Raw genomic sequence first — 23,188 nt, 5'->3', positions numbered from 1 at the left:
TCGAAAAAATAAATAGAAAGGTGATCAGTTTACATAATGTTATTATTAACAACTATAGAAAGCGGAACTCCCTTCATTAAGAAGAGAGCTCATCATATTTCTCTTTTGATAATAATACTTCCCTAGGTTTGCTGCCTTCATACGGTCCGACAACACCGCGTTCCTCCATTGCGTCAATCAGGCGCGCAGCTCTCGTATAGCCGATTCTGAATCTTCTTTGCAGCATTGAAACAGATGCCGTCTGCATGCCGACAATTAATTCAACAGCTTCATCATAAAGTTCATCAGTAACCTCGGAATGAGTTTCTGTTGTCTCCTCAGGAATCATTTCTTCTTGATATTGCGCTTTCTGCTGCGTAATCACATGGTCGACGATCTTCTCCACTTCGTCATCCGACAAAAATGCTCCCTGCACACGGACAGGTTTGTTAGCCCCCACAGGTAAAAACAGCATATCGCCGCGGCCAAGAAGCTTCTCAGCGCCACCCATGTCAAGAATGGTCCTTGAATCCGTCTGTGAAGATACGCTGAACGCGATTCGTGACGGAATGTTCGCTTTGATCACCCCTGTGATAACATCCACCGATGGCCGCTGTGTCGCAATAATAAGATGGATGCCGGCAGCCCGCGCCATTTGGGACAATCTCGTAATCGAATCTTCCACATCAGATGAAGCGACCATCATGAGATCAGCAAGCTCGTCCACAATGACAACAATATAAGGCAGCTCTGGCTGTTTCGCTCCTTCTTCATTGTTGGCGCGTTTTATATAATCATTGTATCCTTCAATATTTCTTGTACCCGTATGAGAAAATAATTCGTACCGCCGCTCCATTTCATTGACAACCTTTTTCAAAGCCTGCGACGCTTTTTTTGGATCGGTTACAACCGGAGCAAGCAAATGCGGAATCCCGTTGTAGACATTTAGCTCTACCATTTTAGGATCGATCATCATCATTTTTACTTCATGCGGTTTCGCGCGCATTAAAATACTTGTAATAATGCCGTTGACACAGACACTTTTCCCGCTACCGGTTGCGCCTGCGACCAAAAGGTGGGGCATCTTGTTTAACTCAGCCAATACAGCTTCACCTGAAATATTGCGGCCGAGTCCAATTAACAGCTTCGCATCCGGTCTGTCATTCAATTTAGACTCCAGCACTTCCTTCAGCGAAACCATTGCCACTTCTGCGTTTGGAACTTCAATTCCGATTGCTGATTTTCCTGGTATAGGCGCTTCGATCCTGATATCCTTCGCAGCAAGCGCAAGCGCTAAATCATCGCTTAAATTGACAATTTTGCTAACCTTCACTCCGACATCAGGATATACTTCATATTTTGTTACGGCCGGTCCGAGATGAACCTGTGTGACTTTCGCCTTTACGCCAAAGCTTTGGAATGTGCGTTCAAGCTTTCTCGCATTTTCATAAATATTCTTTTTATCAGCCTGCTGGCCGGTATGCTTCGGATCTGCCAGCAAATCCAGTGACGGCATCTCGTAATCCTTATTTTCGAGCTCTGTAAAGGTCATAGGAGGAGCAGAAACAGTTTCCTGATCACCTGTCTCCGGTTGGATGTCCTGAAGCGGCTTCGACACAGGTTCGGCGCGCTTTTCTATAACTGGAGACTCTTCCTCTTCATTACGATCAGAAAAGCTTGAGATAATCGGCTCTGAATGAATAAGAGGCGATACTGTTTCATAATCCCCCTCTTCATCAGGAGGCTCCGGTTCCATTTGCTGTTTTTTGCGGGCCGGTTTTTGTTTTTTGCTCGGCGCTTTCGTTTTTTTCGATGACTGCATATTTGATTTGAAGGATTTCATATCATCAATAAATGCTAACCATTGTTCTTTTATAAAACGTCCAATCGGGCTCATCCACTTTTTTAGCGTTTCTTGTAGCGAGCGTCCTGTTACTAAAATCATTCCGATCAAAATCATGACAATTGCCATGATCTGAGAACCAGTCGACGCAAACAAAAAGTGTGAAGCCGCAAACAGCAGCGCACCGATCATCCCTCCGCCTAAATCAGGTGAAGCAGAGCTGCCATTCATGTCCATTAAAAACAATTCCCACGTATTGCGCACCACGCTTGCGGACTCAATAGACCCTTTGTGCGTCAAATTTTTAAATAGCTGCACATGAGAAAGCAGCAATATGCTTGCGATGATACAGTACAACCCGGCCTTTCGTCTCGTTAAAAGGCTTGGGGTTTTCTTCTTCCAAAACAGTGAGACTCCTAACACCAATAAACCTAACAAGCATAAAATAAACCACTCTCCAGCAAAAAAGCGGAACAAATAGATAAACGTTTGCCCGACTACCCCCAGCTGCAAGATTGCGATAATTGAAATGGCTATACACAGCAATCCGTTGAGCTCGTATTTTATATTGAGCTGTTTCGCCTGTTTTTTTCTTGATTTTCGTTTTTTCTTTGCCACACTCATCACCTTACTGCGTTAAAAAATGTAAGTTCATACATAATGAAGAAAGCAGCCGTTTACAGGCTGCGTTTTTTCTGTAGGATTCCCCTATTATAGCATATTTTGCCCTTAAAAAAGGATTGGATTCTTATACGTTTAATTTCAGCTTTTGTCCCGGTGAAATGTCCGGATGCAGAAAATGCATTGGATTGGTGCTCATGATTTGAATGACTTCCGCTTCATTCCCTTTCATTTCGACTAGAAGCGGTACACCTTTATATTCAATTTGCTCATGTGCGCTTGTCTCTTGGTTCTGTTCTGCAAACACAATTTCCTGCGGCATCACGGTATAAAGAATCATTGAATCATCCGTCCTTCTTCTTTCCTTGCTTCATCGATGAGCTCATTCAGTTTGTTGATTGCCTGTCCGACACCGCCTGCGTGATCGATCAATCCGTATTTAACCGCATCCTTACCGACTACATTTGTTCCGATGTCGCGTGTTAAGTTTCCTTTTGAAAACATTAGCTCTTTAAACTTCTCTTCGGTTATATTGGAATGGCTTGTCACAAATTTAACAACTCTTTCTTGCATCTTATCCAGGTATTCAAACGTTTGCGGCACCCCGATAACCAGCCCGGTGAGCCTAACTGGATGAATCGTCATTGTTGCTGTTTCGGCGATATAGCTGTAATCACAGGATACAGCAATCGGAACGCCGATGGAATGCCCCCCGCCAAGCACGATAGAAACGGTCGGTTTCGATAAAGATGCAAGCATTTCCGCTATGGCAAGACCAGCTTCAACATCTCCTCCGACAGTATTTAATATGATCAGCAAGCCTTCAATTTTGGGATTTTGTTCAATTGCCACAATCTGTGGGATGACATGTTCATATTTTGTTGTTTTGTTTTGCGGAGGAAGCTGAACATGGCCTTCAATTTGTCCGATAATGGTCAGACAATGAATATTTGTATCTTGGGGCAGCTGCGGAAGCGTCGTTTCACCAAGCTGCTGTATTTTATTCATAATGCTGTCCTTCGCATCATTTTTTTCAGGACGCTCTTCTTCTGTGTTTTCCATACGATGATCCATCTCGCTTTCATCCTTTCCGAGTTTCTCTTTGTATTATGAACAAAGATACTTCATTCAATCCCGGCTTGAAGGACAAAAAATAAAGACCGGAGCAGCTCCGGTCTTTAGTCAGTCATTATACTTCCATAATAATTGGGATGATCATCGGTTTACGTTTCGTTTTTTCATAAAGGAATTGGTTCAAAGCATCCCGCATTGCCTGCTTCAGCGTTGACCATTCGACATTTGATGTTTCAGTCGCTTCTGTCACGATGGACCGTACAAGCTCAGTAGCCTGTACGATAAGACCTTCAGACTCTCTTACATAAACAAAGCCGCGAGTGATAATTTCTGGTCCTGATACAAGATGTTTCTTTTGTTTATCAAGTGTAATGACAACGATTAAAATTCCGTCCTGTGAAAGCAAGCGGCGGTCTCTCAATACGATATTGCCGATATCACCGACACCTAAACCATCAATTAAAATATTGCCGTAAGGAACTTTATCCCCAATTTTTACGTTTTGGCCGCGGAATTCAACGACGTCTCCTTTTTCAATTAAGAAGATGTCACTGCGCTTCATGCCGGTTTCTTCAGCGATTTTTGAATGAGCTTTTTGCATTCTGTATTCGCCATTTACAGGAATCAAATATTTTGGTTTAAGCAGGTTGATCATCAGCTTTAACTCTTCTTGTGAGCCGTGACCTGATACATGAACACGCTTTTGGGCAAAGATGACTTGTGCACCGGCTCTCGCAAGAAGATCTACTGTTTTAGAATAAATGAGTTCCTGCCCGGGAATCGGAGTTGACGCAATGACCACCGTATCCCCTTCTTCAATGTTCAGCTGTTTGTGAGCTTTGTTTGCCATTCTTGTCAAAGCAGCTAATGGTTCACCTTGGCTTCCGGCTGTAATAATGGCCACTTCTCGCTTCGGATATTTTTTGACATCCTGTACAGAAATAAACAATTCATCATCTGCTTCAATGTATCCTAACTTTCTCGCCAGCTGCAGGACAGATTGAAGATTTTTTCCGGCTACGGCAATCTTTCTGCCATTTTGAGCCGCTGCATGAATGACTTGCTGAATCCGGTTAATATTGGATGCGAAAACAGCAATAATCACCCGGTTCTCTGAATTATACAGCGCATCAGAAATTTCTCCGCTGACAGCCGCTTCCGAAGGGGTGTAACCCGGCCGTTCCGCATTTGCACTGTCAGAAAGCAGAGCGAGCACGCCGCTATTGCCGATCTTGGCGATCTCGCCAATGTCGCATGTCTGATTAAGTGCAGGTGTTTGGTCAAATTTGAAGTCTCCCGTGCATACAATAGATCCAAGTGATGTTTTAAAGCTCACACCTACAGAATCAGGAATGCTGTGAATCGTTCTAAAGAACGATACTTTTGTTGATTCAAATGTAATGACAGATTTTGAGTGAATTTCTCTTAAATCAGTTTTTCGGTTATGTCCGTATTGTTTTAATTTCTCTCTTAACAGTGCAAGCGTCAGTTTTGTTCCGTACACTGGAACGGACAGCTTGTTTAATAAGTAAAAAACGCCGCCGATATTTTCATCGTGCCCGTGCGTTAAAAAGATTGCCTTGACGCGGTCAGCCCGTTCAATCAAATATGATATGTCAGGAATCACTACATCAATACCGAGCATTTCGTTTTCTGGATGCATAAGGCCGGCATCAACGACAAATATGTCTGAGTCAATTTCAATGACATAAAGGTTCTTCCCAATCTCTCCGACACCGCCAAGGGCGATAATTCTAACGTTTTCTGTATTTTTCTTTTTCAAAATCTATATCCTCCTAGTCTCATACCCGTCCATCATCACTTGTTCCTATTATAACTGAAAGTAAATTTAGAAAACAAGATAAAGCAGAAGGTTTAGGGAAAACCAATATGTAAAAGAAACGGTCAAACTCAGCTGAATGTGAGAATGACCGCGTTTGTTTCACTGTATGAAATTTTCTTACAGTTCGCTGATCGTGCTGCTTAAGCTCAGACGTTCATCCTCAGTTAACGGGACTAGAGGCAGACGCACAGAACCGACATCAAGACCTCTCAGCTGAAGCGCTGTTTTGACTGGAGCAGGATTAGGCGCTTTAAACAGTTCCTTCATAATCGGCAGCAGTTTCTGATGGATCAGTGCCGCATTAGCTGTTTGCCCATTCGTATAATTTTTGATCATTTGCTGCATATCAGAGCCTGCAATATGGCTCGCCACTGATACAACTCCTCTTCCTCCAACTGAAAGAATAGGAAGCGTCAGAGCGTCATCCCCTGAATAGACATAGAAGTCTTCCGGTGTTTCAGCAATTATTTTTGTAATCGCTTCGAGGTCTCCGCTCGCTTCTTTAATCGCAACCACATTCGGAATGTCCGCCGCCAAACGGATCGTCGTTTCAGGAGCAAGAGAAGCAACCGTACGGCCAGGAACATTATAGAGCATAACCGGAAGAGATGTCTCTGCCGCAATTGCTTTAAAATGCTGGTACATTCCTTCTTGAGAAGGTTTATTGTAATACGGGGTAACAAGCATAACAGCGTCCACGCCCGCTTCCTCAGCTTTTTTTGTCAGCTTAATGGAATCCTTCGTGTTGTTGCTTCCAGTACCAGCGATAACGGGCACCCGTCCGTTTACTTCTTTTACCGTATATTCAAAAAGCGCAATTTTTTCTTCAGTTGAAAGGGTCGGAGATTCTCCAGTTGTTCCCGCTACTACTAAAGAATCCGTTCCGTTTTTCAACAAGTAATCAATCAGTGTAGACAATTTTTGAAAGTCTACGTTCCCTTTATTGTCAAAGGGTGTAATCATCGCTGTAGACACATTTCCGAAATTCATTTTATTCACCTCATCATGATTCAATCACATTTACTTCGAAAGTTCAAACACTTCATGCAAAGCGTTTACAGCAGGAACCATATCCGCTTCATGGACGAGCACCCATATCGTCGTATGGCTGTCAGCCGACTGAAGGATCGGAATTTCTTTTTCTGAAAGAGCCGATACAATTTTGGACGTAACACCGGGAACACCCATAATGCCCGCGCCGACCGCCGATACCTTCGCACAGTTTCTCGTCACCATTGGATCATAGCCCATATCCATTAAAATACGCTGAGCTGTTTCTGTTTTATTTCCGGCTACCGTATAGACGATTTCACTAGGTGTAATGTTAAAGAAATCGACACTGATTCCAGCGTTTGCCATAGCCTTGAACACTTCAGTCTGAACGTTATACTGGCCGATTTTCGCAGGCACTTTGAACTGCGTGACATCTTTGACATGGGCGATTCCCGTAATCAGCCTTTCAAAAACATCACTGCCGACCTTGGAAGAGTGATGTGATGTCACCAATGTACCTTTATCATTCGAATAAGTCGAACGGACGCGGATCGGAACCTTGGCCTGCATTGCGATTTCCACAGCACGCGGATGAATGACCTTGGCCCCCTGATACGCCAGGTTGCAGATTTCCGTATACGTCACAACAGGAAGCGGTTTTGCATTTTCCACCACTCTTGGGTCAGCAGTCATCACGCCTTCTACATCGGTGAAAATATCGATGTATTCCGCATCAACAGCTGCTCCGAGTGCGGCTGCAGACGTATCGCTGCCCCCTCTGCCGATTGTTGTTGTATCCCCCTTTTCAGTTGCGCCCTGAAAGCCTGCGACGACTACCGCATCATGATTGGCGAGCACACTGAATAAACGCTCCGGTTTCATTTCAATGATTTTCGCATTGGTATGCTGATCATTCGTTAAAAAGCCAGCCTGAGCCCCTGTCAGCGCAGCTGCTTTCACACCGTTATCAAGCAGCATGCTTGTAAAGACGACAGAGGAAATAGTCTCTCCGCAAGATAAAAGCAAATCCTGCTCCCTAGGAGAAATCGCTGACTGATCGCCGTAAAGCAGCCCAAGCAAAGAATCTGTTGCATACGGGTCTCCTTTTCGGCCCATCGCTGAAACGACAACGACAACCTTATATCCTTCACTGATTGCTTCTTTAATATGCCCTAAAGCCAGTTTGCGGCCTTTATCATCTTTTACTGATGTTCCGCCGAACTTTTGAACAATTATCTTCACTGTTTTCACTCCAAATTATTCGGACGTAACAGAAGAGAGCAGGCTGATAGCGCCTTACTCTCTTCTATTCGTCTTTAGAAAATTCTCTCTTTTATACGAGGTTTAGTTTTTTCAGGCTTTCTGCAATTTGAACAGAGTTCCATGCCGCGCCTTTTAATAGGTTATCAGAAACAACCCATAAATGAAAACCGTTTGCTCTGTCCAAGTCTTTGCGGATGCGGCCTACAAACACATCGTTTTTGCCGACAGCATCAGCAGGCATCGGGTAAAGCTGCTGGCTTGGATCATCCTGAAGTGTCACGCCCGGAGCTTCTTTCAATAGATTTTTAATATCTTCAACGGTAGCATCATCACGGTCTACCTCAATGTAGACGGACTCTGAGTGCCCAGTTTGGATTGGCAGTCTCACACATGTAGCCGCAACTTGAAGGTCAGGCATGTGCATGATTTTTTTCGTTTCATTTATCATTTTCATTTCCTCAAACGTATAGCCGTTATCTTGGAATTTATCGATTTGCGGAATCGCGTTGAAGGCGATTTGATAGTGTTTTTTGTCACCTTTTACAGGCATGATCTCAGGCTCTATTTCTTCTTTATTTAAAATCGCCTGTGTTTGGCTGTAAAGCTCTTTTACAGCTTCATTACCCGCTCCTGATACTGCCTGGTAAGTTGACACGATGACTTTGTTTAAGCCGTATGCTTTGCGGATCGGTTCAAGAGCCGCAACCATTTGGATTGTAGAGCAGTTTGGATTGGCAATAATGCCGTTGTGTTCATGCAAGTCTGCCTCATTCACTTCTGGCACAACAAGCGGTGTATTTTCATCCATGCGGAACGCGCTCGTATTATCTATAACAATAGCGCCGCGTTTTACAGCTTCTGGTGCCAATGCTTGTGATACGCTTCCGCCGGCGCTGAACAAAGCAATATTTACCCCTTCAAAGCTCTCAGGAGAAGCTTCCTGAACAGTCAGTTCCTGGCCTTTAAACGTGACTTTTGTCCCCGCAGAGCGTTTTGAAGATAGCAATGTAAGTGTGTCCATTTCAAAGTTTCTGTCTTCAAGTGTTTTAAGCATTTGTTGTCCCACAGCCCCTGTCGCTCCGACAACAGCTACGTGTAAACCTCTTCCCATCTGTAAAACTCCTTCCGCCAATCAGCTTCATTGAATTGATTTGACTATGATTTTACGTTTTATTTTACCATAGAATATGCGGGTGATGACCGAATTTTTTAGTTTGGGAAAGATTTTCTGTAAATTTAGTCATTTCCCTGATAATTCTCAACTAGAATCGGCTGAAGCTGCTGGTGCATGAGTGCCTTTTCAATCGTTTGCGGAAGCAGATCCATTTTGGCTACCATTGAATTCGGTTTTTTAAATGGATCGTCTTGCCCGAATGGAATAAAAAAGATATTTTTTGTTGACATGAGCCTCATTAAATTTGTTCCGTTTAAACCAAGAGCATCATTTGTCGAGATACCCAGAACGACAGGCCGATTGTTCCGGATTGTCGCTTTTGCCGCCATCAGCACCGGGCTGTCCGTCATGGCATTTGCCAGCTTGCTCATTGAATTGCCTGTTAAAGGCGCAATGACCATGCAGTCAAGGGGCAGCTTCGGCCCAAGAGGTTCTGCCTTTACAATCGAATCAATGGCCTCATATCCAGTCAGGTCTTCAATTTTTTTAACCCATTCTGCGCCCTCTCCAAATCGGGTATTTGTGGATTTCACATTAAATGTGACAACCGGACGGACTTCAGCTCCTTCGTTGACCAACGCCTCAATTTGCGGGAAAACCGCTTCATATGTGCAATGCGACCCGGTCAGCCCAAACCCGATTCTTTTTCCTTTTAATGACGACATCCTTATTTCCCCTCCTCAGCTTGTATTTCAGCCAAAAGCTTGCTCAAGACGTTTGCAAGGATTTGCCCAGCTGTTTTAGGAGCGACAATCCCTGGAAGCCCGGGAGCAAGAAGTGCTTTAATCCCTTGTTTCTCGGCATATTTAAAATCCGTTCCCCCGGGACGTGAGGCCAGATCCAATATTAAGGTTTTTGGTGTCATGCTAGAAAGTACCGTTTGATTTAAAATCATACTCGGTATGGTATTAATGCAAATATCTATATCTTTTACATGCTCTTTCAGCTCATCGGTATGAAAAGGAACGAGCCCCATTTCAGTGATACGTGCCAGATGCGCTGAACTTCTTGCCCCCACTTTTACATTCGCTCCGAGCGCGGCAAATGTACGGGCAATCGTCATCCCGGTGCGCCCCAGACCGAGAACGGCCACCTGTGATCCGTGTATCGTATAATCCGTGTGCTGAATAGCCAGCATGATCGTTCCTTCTACTGTCGGAATAGAGTTGTATATCGCAATGTCATCCCGCTCAAACAGTTTAACAAGTTTTCTTTTTGCCTGAGCTGCAATGTTTTCTAAATAGGCGTTAGAAATTCCTGAGAAAATGACACAATGTGCAGGCGTTCTGTCGAGATGGTCCTGTTTTAACACAACTTCTTCATTAGAAAATACAGTCGATACGACACCTTCTCCTGTTGTCGCGGATACTGGAAGAATGATGCTGTCTATTTGCTGAAAAGGAATTTCATCAATATTGCATTTTACTGCCCCGGTAAAACCGTGATCCAATTGGTCAAAACCGACAAGATAGATGTCAGCCTGCTGTTCAGTGAGCTTTCTTATAATTTCGAGCTGTCTTGCGTCACCGCCGATAACTGCAATTTTCAATCCGGTTAACATTCTAAACGTTCACCTTCTTTGTATATACTGGATCTCTAGTTGTTAAGCTCCCCTTCATCTTATGATCAAAAGGAAATACCGGTGAATATAAAAGATGCGCTTTTTCCATATAAAAAAACATCGGCTCCGGCAGCCGATGTTTCAGATGTTTTCTTTAGAGCCCGCCTCACAGTCAATTGGGCTATTTACACTTGTCGAGGAGGCATTTCCTCAGGTACATCTAATATAATCATATCTGAACCGATCTTTTGAATATGGTGCCATGGGACACGAATGTCATGACCTTGCTTTCTCAAACCAAACCACTTAACTGTGGGAATGAGGAGTGCTGTAATCTGTCCATCCTGTTCATTGATTTCCAAATCGGTCTGGCCGAGCACTCCGAGCCGTTCAGCTCTTTTGATGTCTACAATTTCCTTTCCTGATAATTCACTGAGCCGCATGTCTGTCACCCCCTTGTACTATGTATGATGAAAGGGATTAAAAAATGCCTGCTCCATTATGGGGCAGGCTTTCCTTTTTAAGACGGCATATTGCCGGAAGGGCTGATAAGTGCTAATGCATAGTCTTCGGTAAACAATTGTCTGGCAAGGCCGTTAACACGCTCTAAGTTGACGGCGTTTAATTCATTGATGATTTCATCTAATGTTTTATGTTTGCCGAGCAGCAGTTCATTTTTTCCGTTTCGGCTCATTTTGCTGTTTGTGCTTTCTAAACTCAGCATTAAGCTTCCCTTCATTTGCTCTTTGCTGTTTTCCAGTTCTTTCGAGGTAATGCCGTCACGTTTTAATGTGGCAAGGGTTTCTTGAATTGTTTCCGACAGCTGCTGAAGCTGATTTGCACCCGTTCCGCCGTAAATAGTTAGCATTCCGCTGTCCTCATATGAGCTGTGATAGCTGTAAACAGAATAAGCAAGTCCTTTATCTTCACGCACATCTTGGAACAGCCGGCTGCTCATGCTGCCTCCGAGCACATTGTTGAGGACGATTAAATCATAAATACGATCATGGCCAACCTCTAAGCCTTTAAATCCAAGGCACAAATGAGCCTGCTCTGTTTCTTTTTTTCTCGTCAGTTTTTCCGTGTGGAACTCAGGCTTCTCAAGGCCTGTCGCTTTGCCTTTCGCCTCGTATGACCCGAACCATTTTTCTACATCTTTGATAAAACTGTCAGATATATTGCCCGCTACCGAAATCACCACTCGGTCCGGCGTATAATAATCATGCATGTATTGTCTGAGAGAGTCACCGTTAAAGGAAGCAAGCGTTTCTTCCGTGCCTAGAATTGGGTAGCCTAAAGAATGATTGCCGTAAGTGGCTTTGCTCAATAAATCATGTACAATGTCGTCCGGCGCATCTTCATACATTTTAATTTCTTCATATACTACATTTTTCTCTTTTTTCAGCTCGTTTTCATCAAATGTTGAATGAAAGAACATATCTGCTAATACGTCCAGCGCGTAATTCGCATGCTCGTCAAGCACCTTTGCATAGTAGCAGGTATATTCCTTTGAAGTAAACGCATTGACCTGGCCGCCAATACGATCAAAAGATTCTGCTATCTCGCGTGCAGATTTTGTGCTCGTCCCTTTAAAGAACATGTGCTCTAAAAAGTGAGAAATTCCGTTTATCTCCGGCGTTTCATGTCTCGACCCTGTGCCGATCCATACGCCGATCGCAACAGAACGGACTGTCGGATTATTTTCCAGCACAATTCTTACACCATTTTGACACGTATATCGTTTAATCAAATTTGTTCCTCCTATTCAAAGACAAGCTGCCTTCATCTGTTACTTCAATAGTCTTGTTTCATCCATTAGTTCAGTGACTGTTCCAAGCGCATATCCTTTGTCTTTTATCTTTGTAATCAGCGCTTCAAGACTTTCCGCCGTAGGGGCAGTCGGATGCATTAAAATCATGGCACCATTATGTATCTTGCTTAACACTCTCGTCTGAAGTACAGACGGAGCCGGCTTTTGCCAATCGATTGTATCAACTGTCCACATGACTGTTCCCATCTGTTTCTCAGCTGCAATGTCGATAACCGCTTTTCTGAAACTTCCGCTCGGCGGAGCGAACCACTTTGGCTTAACACCGATCGTTTGTTCTATTTGTTCATTAGTCTTGTCGAGCTGCTCGGAAATTCTTCCTGTAGTCAGTTTGCTCATATCCGGATGATTGTATGAATGATTTCCGATTTCATGTCCGTCTTTTGCAATCTTCTTAGCGAGCTGTACATTGTTTCTCACCCAATTGCCTTCTAAAAAGAACGTAGCTTTAACCTGGTGCTTTTGCAGAATAGGAAGCATTTTTTCCAAATACTCATTTCCCCATGCCACATTGATTAAAAAAGCCACCATCGGTTTGTCAGGGTTTCCTTTATAAATAGGCTCAGGCTGAAGTGACTCAAGATGAACACTTGGTTTTACTTGACTGTACACCAAATCTTTTTCCCGAAACTCACCATGCTTTTTCATTTTTTTATATGATTGTTCAATATTGACCTTTAATCCATTGTAGCCTGGAATGCTTTTCCACACTTTATCAATTCTTGCATTCTGGGGCTTAACTTCGTACTCCGGCGCTTTTTGAAGCAATTCTTCATATAATTGGTCTTTTGACGCCGTGACAGTCACCGTATCTTTTTTCATTGCCCCTATATAATCAAGTGCATGCGGATTTTCCATCATCTCAAATGAGACAAAAAAAAGAAATAAAAAAACGGCAAACGGTACAAATTTTTTGTACATGTTCTGTCCCCCCTCACCTCACATTATGAAGGAGAAGAACAAGGTAGAACCCGCCTGCTTTTGAAAAGCTTCAAAATAAAGAAGCCGGGTCTCCCAGGCTCCTTTTATGTTTTCATTTAAGATTGTTGTTCTTCTTTTTCTTTCTCTTCACGGAGCACCGCTTTGCGGGATAAATTCACTCGTCCTTGTTTATCAATTTCAGTGACTTTGACAAGAATCTCGTCTCCGATTTTTACAACATCTTCAACTTTCCCTACGCGTTCAAGCGCAAGCTCTGAAATGTGCACCAAACCGTCTTTTCCGCTGAAAATTTCAACGAAAGCCCCGAATTTTTCAATCCGTTTCACTTTACCTAGGTAAAGTTGGCCGACTTCAACCTCTCTAACAAGGTCTTCGATGATTTTTTTCGCTTTTTGGTTGCCGCTTTCATCTGTAGAGGAAATAAAGATTGTGCCGTCCTGCTCAATATCAATTTTAACACCGGTTTCTTCGATGATCTTATTGATTTGTTTTCCGCTTGGTCCGATGACATCGCGGATTTTATCAGGATTAATGGTCATTGTTAAGATCTTAGGCGCATATCGAGAAAGCTCTTTTCTTGATTCGCTTAATGTTGCAAGCATGCTGTTGAGGATTTCCATTCTGCCCTTTTTCGCCTGCTGAAGCGCTTCTTCAAGAATCTCTCTGGAAAGGCCTTCAATTTTAATGTCCATTTGCAGGGCCGTTACGCCTTTTTCAGTTCCCGCTACTTTAAAGTCCATATCTCCGAGCGCGTCTTCCATGCCTTGGATGTCAGTCAAGACAGTGTAATGTTCGCCTGATTTGACAAGACCCATCGCAATACCAGCAACTGGCGCTTTAATCGGTACACCAGCATCCATCATTGCAAGTGTGCTTGCGCAAATGCTTGCTTGAGATGTAGAACCGTTTGATTCAAGCACTTCTGAAACAAGACGGACAGTATAAGGGAAGTCTTTTTCAGACGGAATAACTGGCTCAAGCGCACGCTCACCCAGTGCTCCGTGTCCGATTTCACGACGTCCCGGTCCGCGCATCGGTCCTGTTTCCCCAACGCTGAATTGCGGGAAATTGTAATGATGCATAAACCGTTTTGACTCTTCGACACCTAAGCCGTCAAGGATTTGCACATCTCCCAGAGCACCTAGCGTACATACGCTGAGGGCCTGAGTTTGTCCTCTTGTAAATAGACCTGAACCGTGCGTTCTTGGCAAGAGGCCAACCTCTGAAGAGAGCGGGCGGATTTGATCGACACCGCGGCCGTCCGGTCTTACTTTCTCTTCAGTAATCAGGCGGCGAACTTCATTTTTCACCAGCTTGGATAAAATCTGCTTCACTTGCTTGATTGTGTCTTCATCATGTTCTTCATCCTCGAATTTTGCCACAACTGCGTTCTTCACTTCGTTAATGGCATCTTCACGGGCATGCTTTTCATGAACTTGGATGGCTTTCAGCAGATCCTCTTCTGCCAAAGCTTTTACTTTTTCATTAAGCTCTTCATCAATTTCAAAGAGCTTAATTTCAGATTTCTCTTTGCCGACTGCTGCAACAATTTCTTCTTGGAATGCAATCAGGCGTTTAATCTCTTCATGGCCGAACATAATGGCCTCAAGCATGATTTCCTCAGGAACTTCGTCCGCTCCCGCTTCTACCATGTTAATCGCATCTTTCGTGCCGGCAACGACAAGATTGATGTCGCTTTTTTCAAGCTGATCGACTGTCGGGTTAATGATAAATTGATCATCAATGCGTCCGACAGTAACCCCTGCAATCGGTCCTTCAAACGGAATATCCGATACAGAAAGTGCAAGAGATGAACCGAACATGGCAGCCATTTCTGAAGAGCAGTTTTGGTCAACACTCATGACAATGCTGATGACTTGAACTTCATTACGGAATCCATCGGCAAACAAAGGACGGATCGGACGGTCAATTAAACGGCTGGCAAGAACCGCTTTTTCACTTGGACGTCCTTCTCTTTTAATAAATCCGCCCGGAATTTTCCCTACCGCATATAATCTTTCTTCATAGTTTACAGTAAGAGGGAAGAAATCAAGCGGTTTAGGTTCTTTTGAAGCGGTTGCTGTACTAAGTACTGCTGTATCACCGTAGCGGATCATCACAGCACCATTTGCCTGTTTGGCAAGCTGGCCGGTTTCAACAGTAAGCGTTCTTCCGGCCCAATCTATGGTAAAGACATGTTTTTCTTGTCCCATACAATTACGAACTCCTCTCTTCGTTGTGTGAAATAATCAATTACTCCTATTATGAACGAAATGAATTGAACATATCAATGTCAAAGTAGTATGTAAAAGGATTTCAATGATTTGTTATAAGAAATTTCGCTTTAATACGATAAAAAAGCGGGAATCCTCCCGCTTTTTACGATTATCGACGTAAGCCTAGTTTGTTAATTAACTCACGGTAACGAGTTACGTCTTTATTACGCAGATACGTAAGAAGATTACGACGCTTACCTACCATTTTAAGAAGACCGCGACGTGAGTGGTGGTCTTTCTTGTGAGTACGTAAATGCTCGTTCAAGTTGTTAATTGAGTCAGTTAGGATAGCGATCTGAACTTCTGGAGATCCAGTATCAGATTCGTGTGTTTTGAACTCATTGATGAGTTGGTTTTTACGCTCTTGAGTAATTGCCATCCTGTTTCACCTCCAAATCATATTTAGCCCCAGTTACCTAGCAACCGTCGGTGACTTCGGATTGCCAAGCAATGGTTTTAAGACTACGAAAACTATCATACTAAAAATCGTGCCTATATGCAAATATTTTAGAATAAAATTTGCGTGCGTTGCAAGTTATTTCCGCAAATTGCTGAAATAACGGATGGCTTCCTGCTTATCTTTCTCAATTTGCTCTGTTAATTCTTTGATGCCATTGAATTTCCGCTCGCTCCGAATCCGTTTGTACCATTCGATTTTTATAGCGGCTCCATATACCTCTTGATCGAAATCAAACAGATTGACCTCGATGGAAGGCTGCTCAGGGCGCTTTTCATAAAACGTTGGCTTATAGCCAATATTGCAAACGCCATTGTAAACTTCGCCGTTCACTTCCGCTTTTACGGCATATACACCTGTGGGCGGAACGATATAGCTGTTATTTAAACCGACATTCGCTGTCGGAAACCCGATGGTCCGCCCTCTTTTATCACCATGAATGACAATTCCTTTAATAAAATAAGGTTGTCCAAGCAAGACATTCGCCAATTCAACATCTCCGTTTTGAAGCGCGGTACGGATATACGAAGAACTGATTTTTTTATCCTGCTCCGTTAATTTTTCTACCATTGTGCACCCAGCTTTTCCGTCTAAATCATCCGGCATGGTCTTCATTGTTCCCTTGCCGTATTTGCCGTACGTAAAGTCAAAGCCTGCCACTGCGTGCTGTACATTAAGGCCGATAATATACTGGTCTATAAACTGCTTAGGAGAAAGAGAAGCAAACACTTCATTAAATTTAACGACATACAGAACTTCTGTGCCTAATTGTTCAATTTGATTTATTTTGTCTTCAAGAGGCGTAATCAGATCCTTAGGTTCCTTATCTCTGCCCAACACGTGAGAAGGATGGGGATGAAAGGTCATCACAGCCAATGTCAGGCCTTTTTCTTCGGCTATTTGCTTCGCTGTGCCGATTACCTTTTGATGCCCGAGATGAACGCCGTCAAAATATCCTAACGCCATCACTGATTTTGCCTGCTCCTCTTTTATTAAATGATGAGGATGTGTAATATGTATCGTCTTCACAGAACGGTCACCTTTTTTCTATTGTTCGCTTTTTTGCATCAATACTTTTGCCGGCTTTAACAGCCCTTTTTTTGCAGGATGAGGGAAATAGATCGCCAAACAGGTTCCGGATTCAGTAAAGACGGCGATACGGTCTTCACTTGTCATTTCAGAAAACTGCTCGGGCGTCTCAAGCAAAGCCCCATTTTCTACTTTCTTAGCTAATGTATCACTTATGATCCATTTCGGCAAATGATTGAGCGCACGTTCAATAGGAACTGTATGCTCTTCCACGGTTCCGGATTGGGCCTGTGCTTCGAGCTCATCAAAAGTAAAGCATTCGTCGAGAGAAAAATCTCCGGATGCCGTACGGATTAAATGAGACATATGAGCCGGATATCCGAGCTTTTCTCCGATCATGACCGCCAGCGTCCTTACATAGGTCCCTTTAGAGCAAGTCACTGTAAACCGGAAGCTTGCGGTTTCTCCATGATGTTTAATCTCTGTCGTCAGGGCAATGTCTTCAATGGTTATCATACGTTTCGGACGTTCTACTTCAATCCCTGCTCTTGCGTATTCGTATAATTTTTTGCCGTTTACTTTTACAGCGGAATACATGGGCGGAATTTGTTCTTGTTTCCCCTTTAAACTGTTTAAAACCTTTTCTACATCCCCTTTATCAATGTCGTGATTGACAGGCTTTGTTTCCACCGTTTCTCCGGTTTGATCCTCTGTAGTGGTTGAAAAGCCAAGCGTTATTTCTGCATCATACGTTTTAGATTTTTCAGTTAAGTATTCGACTATTTTTGTCGCTCTTCCTACACAAATCGGAAGCACGCCTGACACTTCCGGATCGAGCGTTCCTGTATGTCCTACTTTTTTTGTTTTTAACAGCTTTCGGATCTTCATGACACAGTCGTGCGATGTCATGCCAACAGGTTTATGTAAAAGGAGAACTCCGTTAACCATTTGCCTTTCACTCCTTCTTTTGAGCTTTTTTCTTTTAAACGAAGAAAGAGGACAGACGATATACGCCTATCCTCTCATTTTTTATTCAGATGGTTTCTCTGAATGTAATTCGTGAATCAGTGTTTCGATCCGATTCCCGTAATCGATTGATTCATCGAACTCAAATTCAATTTCAGGCGTTTTTCGAAGTCTGATGCGGCTGCCGATTTCGGATCGGATAAATCCTTTCGCTTTTGCCAGCCCTTTCAGCGCTTCTTCCCGTTTTTTCTCGTCACCGAGAACCGAGATATACACCTTTGCAATTTGCAAATCACCTGATACACGTACATCCGTTACTGTCAGAAAACCAATTCTCGGGTCTTTCAGCTTGCGGCTGATAATATCACCGAGTTCTTTTTTCATTTGCTCGCCGACACGGTTTGCTCTCATACTCAATTCAATCACCTCTAAGTTAAAACCACTCTGTCCTAGTGATCGTCCGTTCAATTTCAGGAAAAGAATCGATAAACGCTAGGACGCGCTGCAGTTCTTTTTCTGTTTGAACGCGAGAGGAAGAAACAGCGGCGATTCCGAAGCTGGTTCTTTGCCAGGTGTCCTGATAGCCAATCTCCGAAATCGAAACATTGAACTTGTTTTGAACCCTGGTTAAAACCCGCTTCAGAACGGCACGCTTTTCTTTTAGCGATCCTGCATCATAAATGATGCATTCACACTCCGCAAATCCGATCACGTTCTTTCAATTTCTTGCATGACAAACGCTTCAAGGATGTCACCTTCACGAATGTCATTGTATTTCTTAATTGTAATACCACATTCATAGCCTTGTGAAACTTCTTTCACATCGTCTTTAAAGCGTTTCAGAACATCTACTTCGCCTTCAAAGATGACGACGCCGTCACGAATTAAACGGAGGCCGCTGTCGCGCGTAATGGTTCCTTCAGTAACATATCCGCCGGCAATTGTACCGATTTTAGATACTTTGAATGTTTGGCGTACTTCTACTTGACCAATTACTTTTTCTTCATATTCAGGATCAAGCATACCTTTCATGGCAGCTTCAATCTCGTCGATTACTTTGTAAATGATACGGTGAAGTCGAATATCTACATTTTCAGCTTCAGCCGTACTCTTAGCATTTCCGTCCGGTCTCACATTAAACCCGATAACAATTGCATTGGAAGCAGATGCCAAGATAATGTCTGATTCAGTAATCGCACCAACGCCTGTATGGATGATTTTCACTTTAACGCCTTCTACTTCAATTTTTTGAAGTGCAGCCGTTAAAGCTTCAGCAGATCCTTGAACGTCAGCTTTTACGATGAGGTTGATGTCTTTTACATCACCTTGCTTAATTTGCTCGAATAAATCATCAAGACTGAGCTTCGCTTTATCGCTACGCTGCTCTTCAAGCTGTTTCGAAGCACGGGCTTCACCGACAGAACGAGCTGTTTTTTCATCCTTAAAGACAAGGAATTGGTCTCCCGCTTGAGGGACATCATTCAAACCGGTAATTTCAACCGGAGTTGACGGGCCGGCAGTTTTCACACGGCGGCCAATGTCGTTGACCATTGCACGGACACGGCCAAATGTATTGCCGACTACGATCGGATCACCGACATGCAGTGTTCCAGTCTGTACGAGCAATGTCGCGACTGACCCTCTGCCTTTATCGAGTTCAGCTTCAATAACCGTTCCTTTTGCCTGACGGTTCGGATTCGCTTTCAGTTCCTCTACCTCACTGACAAGCAAAATCATTTCAACGAGCTCATCAATGCCTTTTCCAGTTAAAGCGGAAAGCGGCACAAAAATGGTTTCTCCGCCCCAAGCTTCAGGGACAAGTCCGTATTCCGTCAGTTCTTGCATCACACGGTCAGGGTTTGCGGATTCTTTATCTATTTTATTCACAGCTACGATGATTGGAACCTCTGCTGCTTTTGCATGGTTAATCGCTTCAACTGTTTGCGGCATGACACCGTCATCGGCAGCTACGACAAGAATCGTAATATCAGTTACTTCTGCACCGCGTGCACGCATTGTTGTAAATGCGGCGTGGCCCGGTGTATCCAAGAACGTGATTTTCTTGCCGTTCTCTTCAATTTGATAAGCGCCGATATGCTGAGTGATTCCGCCTGCTTCTCCTTCAACAACCTTTGTTTTACGGATGCTGTCAAGAAGTGTTGTTTTCCCATGGTCAACGTGGCCCATGATTGTCACGACAGGAGGACGAATTTCAAGATCCTCTTCATTATCAGGCTCTTCGTATTTTTCCAGCTCTGTTTCTTCAAGCACAATGACCTCTTCTGTTTCAACACCATATTCTGATGCAATGAGTTCGATTGTGTCTTTATCAAGCTCTTGGTTAATGGTTGCCATTACGCCAAGAAGCATCAGCTTTTTAATGATTTCTGAAGGCTCTTTGCCAAGCTCTTCAGCAAGTGCGCCAACTGTTAAAGTGCCAGAGAATGTAATTTTCTCAGGAAGCTCTTTTTTCGGCTTTACAGGCTTTTGCTGATGTTGGTTTTTATTATTGTTGTTGTTGCGTTTATTTTTTTTGTTGTTGTTATTCTTCTTGTTTTTGTTAAATTGATTATTCTGCACGTCATTCTTCTTTCCGTCTCGAATTTTATTTGGTTGATTTCCAGCTGATTGCTGATTAACCCCTTGTGGCTGTTTGTTTTTGTTCGTTTCTGCTGGCTTTTGAGATTTAGCAGCTGCGCCGCCTTTTTTATATTTGGCATCAAGCTTTTTAATGGCCTTTTCTTCAAGCATGGCCATGTGATTATTCACTTCTAAATCCATGTTCTTCAGTGCGGTCAAAATTTCCTTACTTGAAACATTTAACGCTTTTGCATATTCGTATACTCTCATTTTAGCCATTCGTTCACCCCCAAAAATATTAATCGAGCAAGCTGATCAGCTTATTCGCAAAACCTTGGTCAGTGACGGCGACAACGACACGGGCTTCTTTACCGATAGAGCGTCCAAGAACCGCGCGACTCTCGACTTTTTTATAAGGGACTTTATAATAATTGCACTTGTCAGTTACTTTTTTTGCTGTGTTAGATGATGCATCCTCTGTAAGCAGGACAAGCTTTGCACGCGCATTCCTGATTTCTTTTATTACCAAGTCTTCGCCTGACACGACCTTACGAGCTCGATTGGCCAGACCCAGCAAGGGAAACCATTCCATTCCAGACATTTTATTTTTTCACCTTTTCCGCCAGTTCCAGCAATTCATCGAAAATCTGGTCATCGATTTGTGATTGAAATTGATTTTGCAAAGTGTTTTTCTTTTTTGCTGCTAAGATGCACTCTTTATCCAGCGTTAAATAAGCACCCCGCCCATTCTTTTTTCCGGTCGGGTCTACTGAGATTTCGCCTTCTTTTGACCGTACAACTCGGATCAGTTCCTTTTTAGGCTTCATTTCACCAGTCACTACACATTTGCGTAATGGGATCTTTTTGTGTTTATTCACCTAAAGTCACCTCTTATTCATCCGATTCAGCAGTTTCAGGCTCCGTAAAGAGCGGCTCATCATCTTCTTCAAGTTCTCTCGGATAGATTCCAAGTTCTCTTGCGTCCGTTTCGCTCTTAATATCAATCTTCCAGCCTGTCAGTTTAGCAGCTAAGCGTGCGTTTTGTCCTCTTTTGCCAATTGCCAGAGACAGCTGGTAATCAGGAACAATAACAGTTGTCGCTTTTTCTTCTTCATTAACGATGACATCAAGCACTTTGGAAGGGCTGAGCGCATTCGCGACAAATTCTACAGGATCACTGGACCAGTTGACAATGTCAATTTTTTCACCTTTTAATTCATTGACGATTGCTTGCACACGCTGGCCTTTAGGCCCTACGCATGAACCGACAGGATCCACGTCAGGATCATCTGTGCGAACAGAAATTTTTGAACGGTCGCCGGCTTCTCTGGCAACAGATTTTAGCTCGACAGTTCCATCATAAATTTCAGGCACTTCAATTTCAAACAAACGCTTTAACAGGCCTGGATGTGTTCTTGACACATAAATCTGCGGGCCCTTCGTTGTTTTTTCTACTTTTGTGATATATACCTTAATGCGGTCATGGGGCTTGTAGCTTTCATTCGGCATTTGCTCATTAACCGGCAGCAAGGCTTCTATTTTGCCTAAAGACACGTAGATAAATTTATTGTCCAGACGCTGGACGATCCCTGTCATGATGTCTTCTTCACGGTCGATAAATTCAGAATAAATCACACCGCGCTCAGCTTCGCGCACACGCTGTGTGACGACCTGCTTTGCTGTTTGAGCAGCTATGCGCCCGAAATCCTTAGGTGTAACTTCGATTTCGACGACATCGCCGACCATATATTCCGGATGGATGCCCTGCGCCTCTTCAATTGAGATCTCTAATCTCTGGTCGTACACTTCGTCAACGACATCTTTTCTTGCAAATACACGGATGGAGCCAGTTTCACGGTTTAGATCCACCCGTACATTTTGCGCTTGATTAAAATTCCGCTTATAAGCAGAAATTAACGCAGCTTCGATTGCTTCGATGATAATTTCTTTACTGATGCCTTTTTCTTTTTCAAGAATCGTGAGAGCATCTAATAATTCACTGCTCATTTAACGGTCTCCCCCCTTAAAACATTTGTATTCATTAGAATGTAACAGCTAATCTTGCATTAGCTATCTTTTCATACGGAATATTGATCCGTTTCTTTCTTGTTTTGATCGTGATCTCAACTGTCACTGTTTGTCCATCAAATTCAGCCAGTTCACCTTCAAACACTTTTACGCCGTCAATAGGCTCATACGTCTTAATGTATACGTTTTTTCCTAGTGATTTTTCGAAATCGGCTTTTTTCTTTAGCGGACGCTCAGCTCCTGGAGATGAGACTTCAAGAAAGTAATTTTGGCTGATTGGGTCTGCCTCATCAAGCTTTTCGCTTAAAGCTTCGCTTACTTTGGCACATTCCTCAATATCCACACCGTCATCGGAATCAATAAACACGCGAAGGAACCAGCTTTGGCCCTCTTTGACAAATTCAATGTCAACGAGTTCCAGCTGAAGGCTGTCTACGATTGGCTGAGCCATTTCTTGAACGGTGTCAGTCACTTTTTTGCTCATGTTCTTCCTCCTTGTGCTGTCGATCTCATATTCGTCTCGTCACTCTGCATAAAAACCCTGCTTCAAAAGAGCAGGGGCTAAAAAGTAAACGATGAACATGTCGAGACAAAATTCTCCTGTTCAATACAAAAGAGCGGGTTTCCCCACTCTTTGCCTCGGTAATCGTTAGCATTTCCAATAAAACTATACCATAACCATATTTTTATTGCAAATGGATATACGCTTACCTTCATACCTAAGCAAGTGA

The 23,188-nt window shown here is 43.3% G+C and carries 23 protein-coding genes; all 23 read right to left on the bottom strand.

Going from position 1 to position 23,188, the window contains the following annotated elements; translation table 11 throughout:
• Window positions 1–76: 76 nt before the first annotated feature.
• Window positions 77–2,440, bottom strand: coding sequence for a DNA translocase SpoIIIE (gene spoIIIE, locus NYE56_RS08560; protein WP_015483234.1), 2,364 nt, complete (start codon window positions 2,438–2,440; stop codon window positions 77–79).
• A 130-nt stretch (window positions 2,441–2,570) separates the two neighbouring features.
• Window positions 2,571–2,783 carry a TepA modulator TepJ gene (gene tepJ / locus NYE56_RS08555; protein ID WP_003231871.1) on the bottom strand — a complete coding sequence of 71 codons (213 nt, stop codon included), beginning with the start codon at window positions 2,781–2,783 and terminating at the stop codon, window positions 2,571–2,573.
• Window positions 2,780–3,517, bottom strand: coding sequence for a translocation-enhancing protein TepA (tepA, locus tag NYE56_RS08550; RefSeq protein ID WP_003245712.1), 738 nt, complete (start codon window positions 3,515–3,517; stop codon window positions 2,780–2,782). The genes tepJ and tepA overlap by 4 nt, the downstream gene beginning before the upstream one ends.
• Window positions 3,518–3,632: 115 nt before the next feature.
• Window positions 3,633–5,300, bottom strand: coding sequence for a ribonuclease J2 (gene rnjB, locus NYE56_RS08545; RefSeq protein WP_014476833.1), 1,668 nt, complete (start codon window positions 5,298–5,300; stop codon window positions 3,633–3,635).
• A gap of 177 nt (window positions 5,301–5,477) precedes the next feature.
• Window positions 5,478–6,350, bottom strand: a complete 873-nt coding sequence (dapA, locus tag NYE56_RS08540; protein ID WP_014476832.1) for a 4-hydroxy-tetrahydrodipicolinate synthase — start codon at window positions 6,348–6,350, stop codon at window positions 5,478–5,480.
• A 30-nt stretch (window positions 6,351–6,380) separates the two neighbouring features.
• Entirely contained in the window at window positions 6,381–7,595 is a 1,215-nt protein-coding gene (gene dapG / locus NYE56_RS08535; RefSeq protein WP_015483233.1) for an aspartate kinase, read from the bottom strand.
• Between the two features lie 91 nt (window positions 7,596–7,686).
• Complete coding sequence (asd, locus tag NYE56_RS08530; protein WP_014479807.1) at window positions 7,687–8,727, bottom strand: aspartate-semialdehyde dehydrogenase; 1,041 nt, start codon at window positions 8,725–8,727, stop codon at window positions 7,687–7,689.
• A gap of 125 nt (window positions 8,728–8,852) precedes the next feature.
• Window positions 8,853–9,455, bottom strand: coding sequence for a dipicolinate synthase subunit B (dpaB, locus tag NYE56_RS08525; protein WP_003231884.1), 603 nt, complete (start codon window positions 9,453–9,455; stop codon window positions 8,853–8,855).
• Window positions 9,456–9,457: 2 nt separating this feature from the next.
• A complete protein-coding gene (gene dpaA / locus NYE56_RS08520) occupies window positions 9,458–10,351 on the bottom strand; it encodes a dipicolinic acid synthetase subunit A (RefSeq protein WP_003231888.1) in 894 nt (297 codons plus the stop codon).
• A 185-nt stretch (window positions 10,352–10,536) separates the two neighbouring features.
• A complete protein-coding gene (locus NYE56_RS08515) occupies window positions 10,537–10,794 on the bottom strand; it encodes a YlmC/YmxH family sporulation protein (protein ID WP_341283713.1) in 258 nt (85 codons plus the stop codon).
• Window positions 10,795–10,871: 77 nt separating this feature from the next.
• Window positions 10,872–12,101, bottom strand: coding sequence for a M16 family metallopeptidase (locus tag NYE56_RS08510; protein WP_341283712.1), 1,230 nt, complete (start codon window positions 12,099–12,101; stop codon window positions 10,872–10,874).
• A 39-nt stretch (window positions 12,102–12,140) separates the two neighbouring features.
• A complete protein-coding gene (locus NYE56_RS08505; protein WP_341283711.1) occupies window positions 12,141–13,100 on the bottom strand; it encodes a polysaccharide deacetylase family protein in 960 nt (319 codons plus the stop codon).
• A gap of 116 nt (window positions 13,101–13,216) precedes the next feature.
• Window positions 13,217–15,334 (bottom strand): polyribonucleotide nucleotidyltransferase, encoded by a 2,118-nt coding sequence (pnp, locus tag NYE56_RS08500; protein ID WP_003231897.1) that lies wholly within the window; start codon window positions 15,332–15,334, stop codon window positions 13,217–13,219.
• 172 nt (window positions 15,335–15,506) lie between these two features.
• A complete protein-coding gene (gene rpsO, locus NYE56_RS08495; RefSeq protein ID WP_003220957.1) occupies window positions 15,507–15,776 on the bottom strand; it encodes a 30S ribosomal protein S15 in 270 nt (89 codons plus the stop codon).
• Window positions 15,777–15,932: 156 nt separating this feature from the next.
• Complete coding sequence (ribF, locus tag NYE56_RS08490) at window positions 15,933–16,883, bottom strand: bifunctional riboflavin kinase/FAD synthetase (protein ID WP_015252082.1); 951 nt, start codon at window positions 16,881–16,883, stop codon at window positions 15,933–15,935.
• Window positions 16,884–16,901: 18 nt separating this feature from the next.
• Window positions 16,902–17,831, bottom strand: coding sequence for a tRNA pseudouridine(55) synthase TruB (gene truB, locus NYE56_RS08485; protein WP_341283710.1), 930 nt, complete (start codon window positions 17,829–17,831; stop codon window positions 16,902–16,904).
• 81 nt (window positions 17,832–17,912) lie between these two features.
• Complete coding sequence (gene rbfA / locus NYE56_RS08480; protein ID WP_009967251.1) at window positions 17,913–18,266, bottom strand: 30S ribosome-binding factor RbfA; 354 nt, start codon at window positions 18,264–18,266, stop codon at window positions 17,913–17,915.
• 16 nt (window positions 18,267–18,282) lie between these two features.
• Window positions 18,283–18,561: a DUF503 domain-containing protein gene (locus tag NYE56_RS08475; RefSeq protein ID WP_003231905.1), complete on the bottom strand. Its 279-nt coding sequence runs from the start codon at window positions 18,559–18,561 to the stop codon at window positions 18,283–18,285.
• The gene (gene infB / locus NYE56_RS08470) at window positions 18,558–20,708 is read right to left on the bottom strand and encodes a translation initiation factor IF-2 (protein ID WP_014479801.1); all 2,151 of its coding nucleotides are present in this window, start codon (window positions 20,706–20,708) and stop codon (window positions 18,558–18,560) included. Before infB ends, NYE56_RS08475 begins: the two co-directional genes overlap by 4 nt.
• Before the next feature lie 19 nt (window positions 20,709–20,727).
• On the bottom strand, window positions 20,728–21,030 hold the full coding sequence (locus NYE56_RS08465; protein ID WP_003220946.1) for a YlxQ family RNA-binding protein: 303 nt from the start codon (window positions 21,028–21,030) through the stop codon (window positions 20,728–20,730).
• 1 nt (window position 21,031) lies between these two features.
• On the bottom strand, window positions 21,032–21,307 hold the full coding sequence (gene rulR, locus NYE56_RS08460) for a glucose-induced regulator RulR (protein ID WP_009967250.1): 276 nt from the start codon (window positions 21,305–21,307) through the stop codon (window positions 21,032–21,034).
• Between the two features lie 13 nt (window positions 21,308–21,320).
• Window positions 21,321–22,436 (bottom strand): transcription termination factor NusA, encoded by a 1,116-nt coding sequence (gene nusA / locus NYE56_RS08455; protein ID WP_003231912.1) that lies wholly within the window; start codon window positions 22,434–22,436, stop codon window positions 21,321–21,323.
• Between the two features lie 34 nt (window positions 22,437–22,470).
• Window positions 22,471–22,941 carry a ribosome maturation factor RimP gene (gene rimP / locus NYE56_RS08450; RefSeq protein WP_003231915.1) on the bottom strand — a complete coding sequence of 157 codons (471 nt, stop codon included), beginning with the start codon at window positions 22,939–22,941 and terminating at the stop codon, window positions 22,471–22,473.
• Window positions 22,942–23,188: the final 247 nt, after the last annotated feature.

Source organism: Bacillus sp. FSL R5-0603 (assembly GCF_038050295.1).
Lineage (GTDB): Bacteria > Bacillota > Bacilli > Bacillales > Bacillaceae > Bacillus > Bacillus subtilis.
Note: the sequence above shows the minus strand (reverse complement) of the source record. Positions and strands in the feature narration are given on the sequence as shown.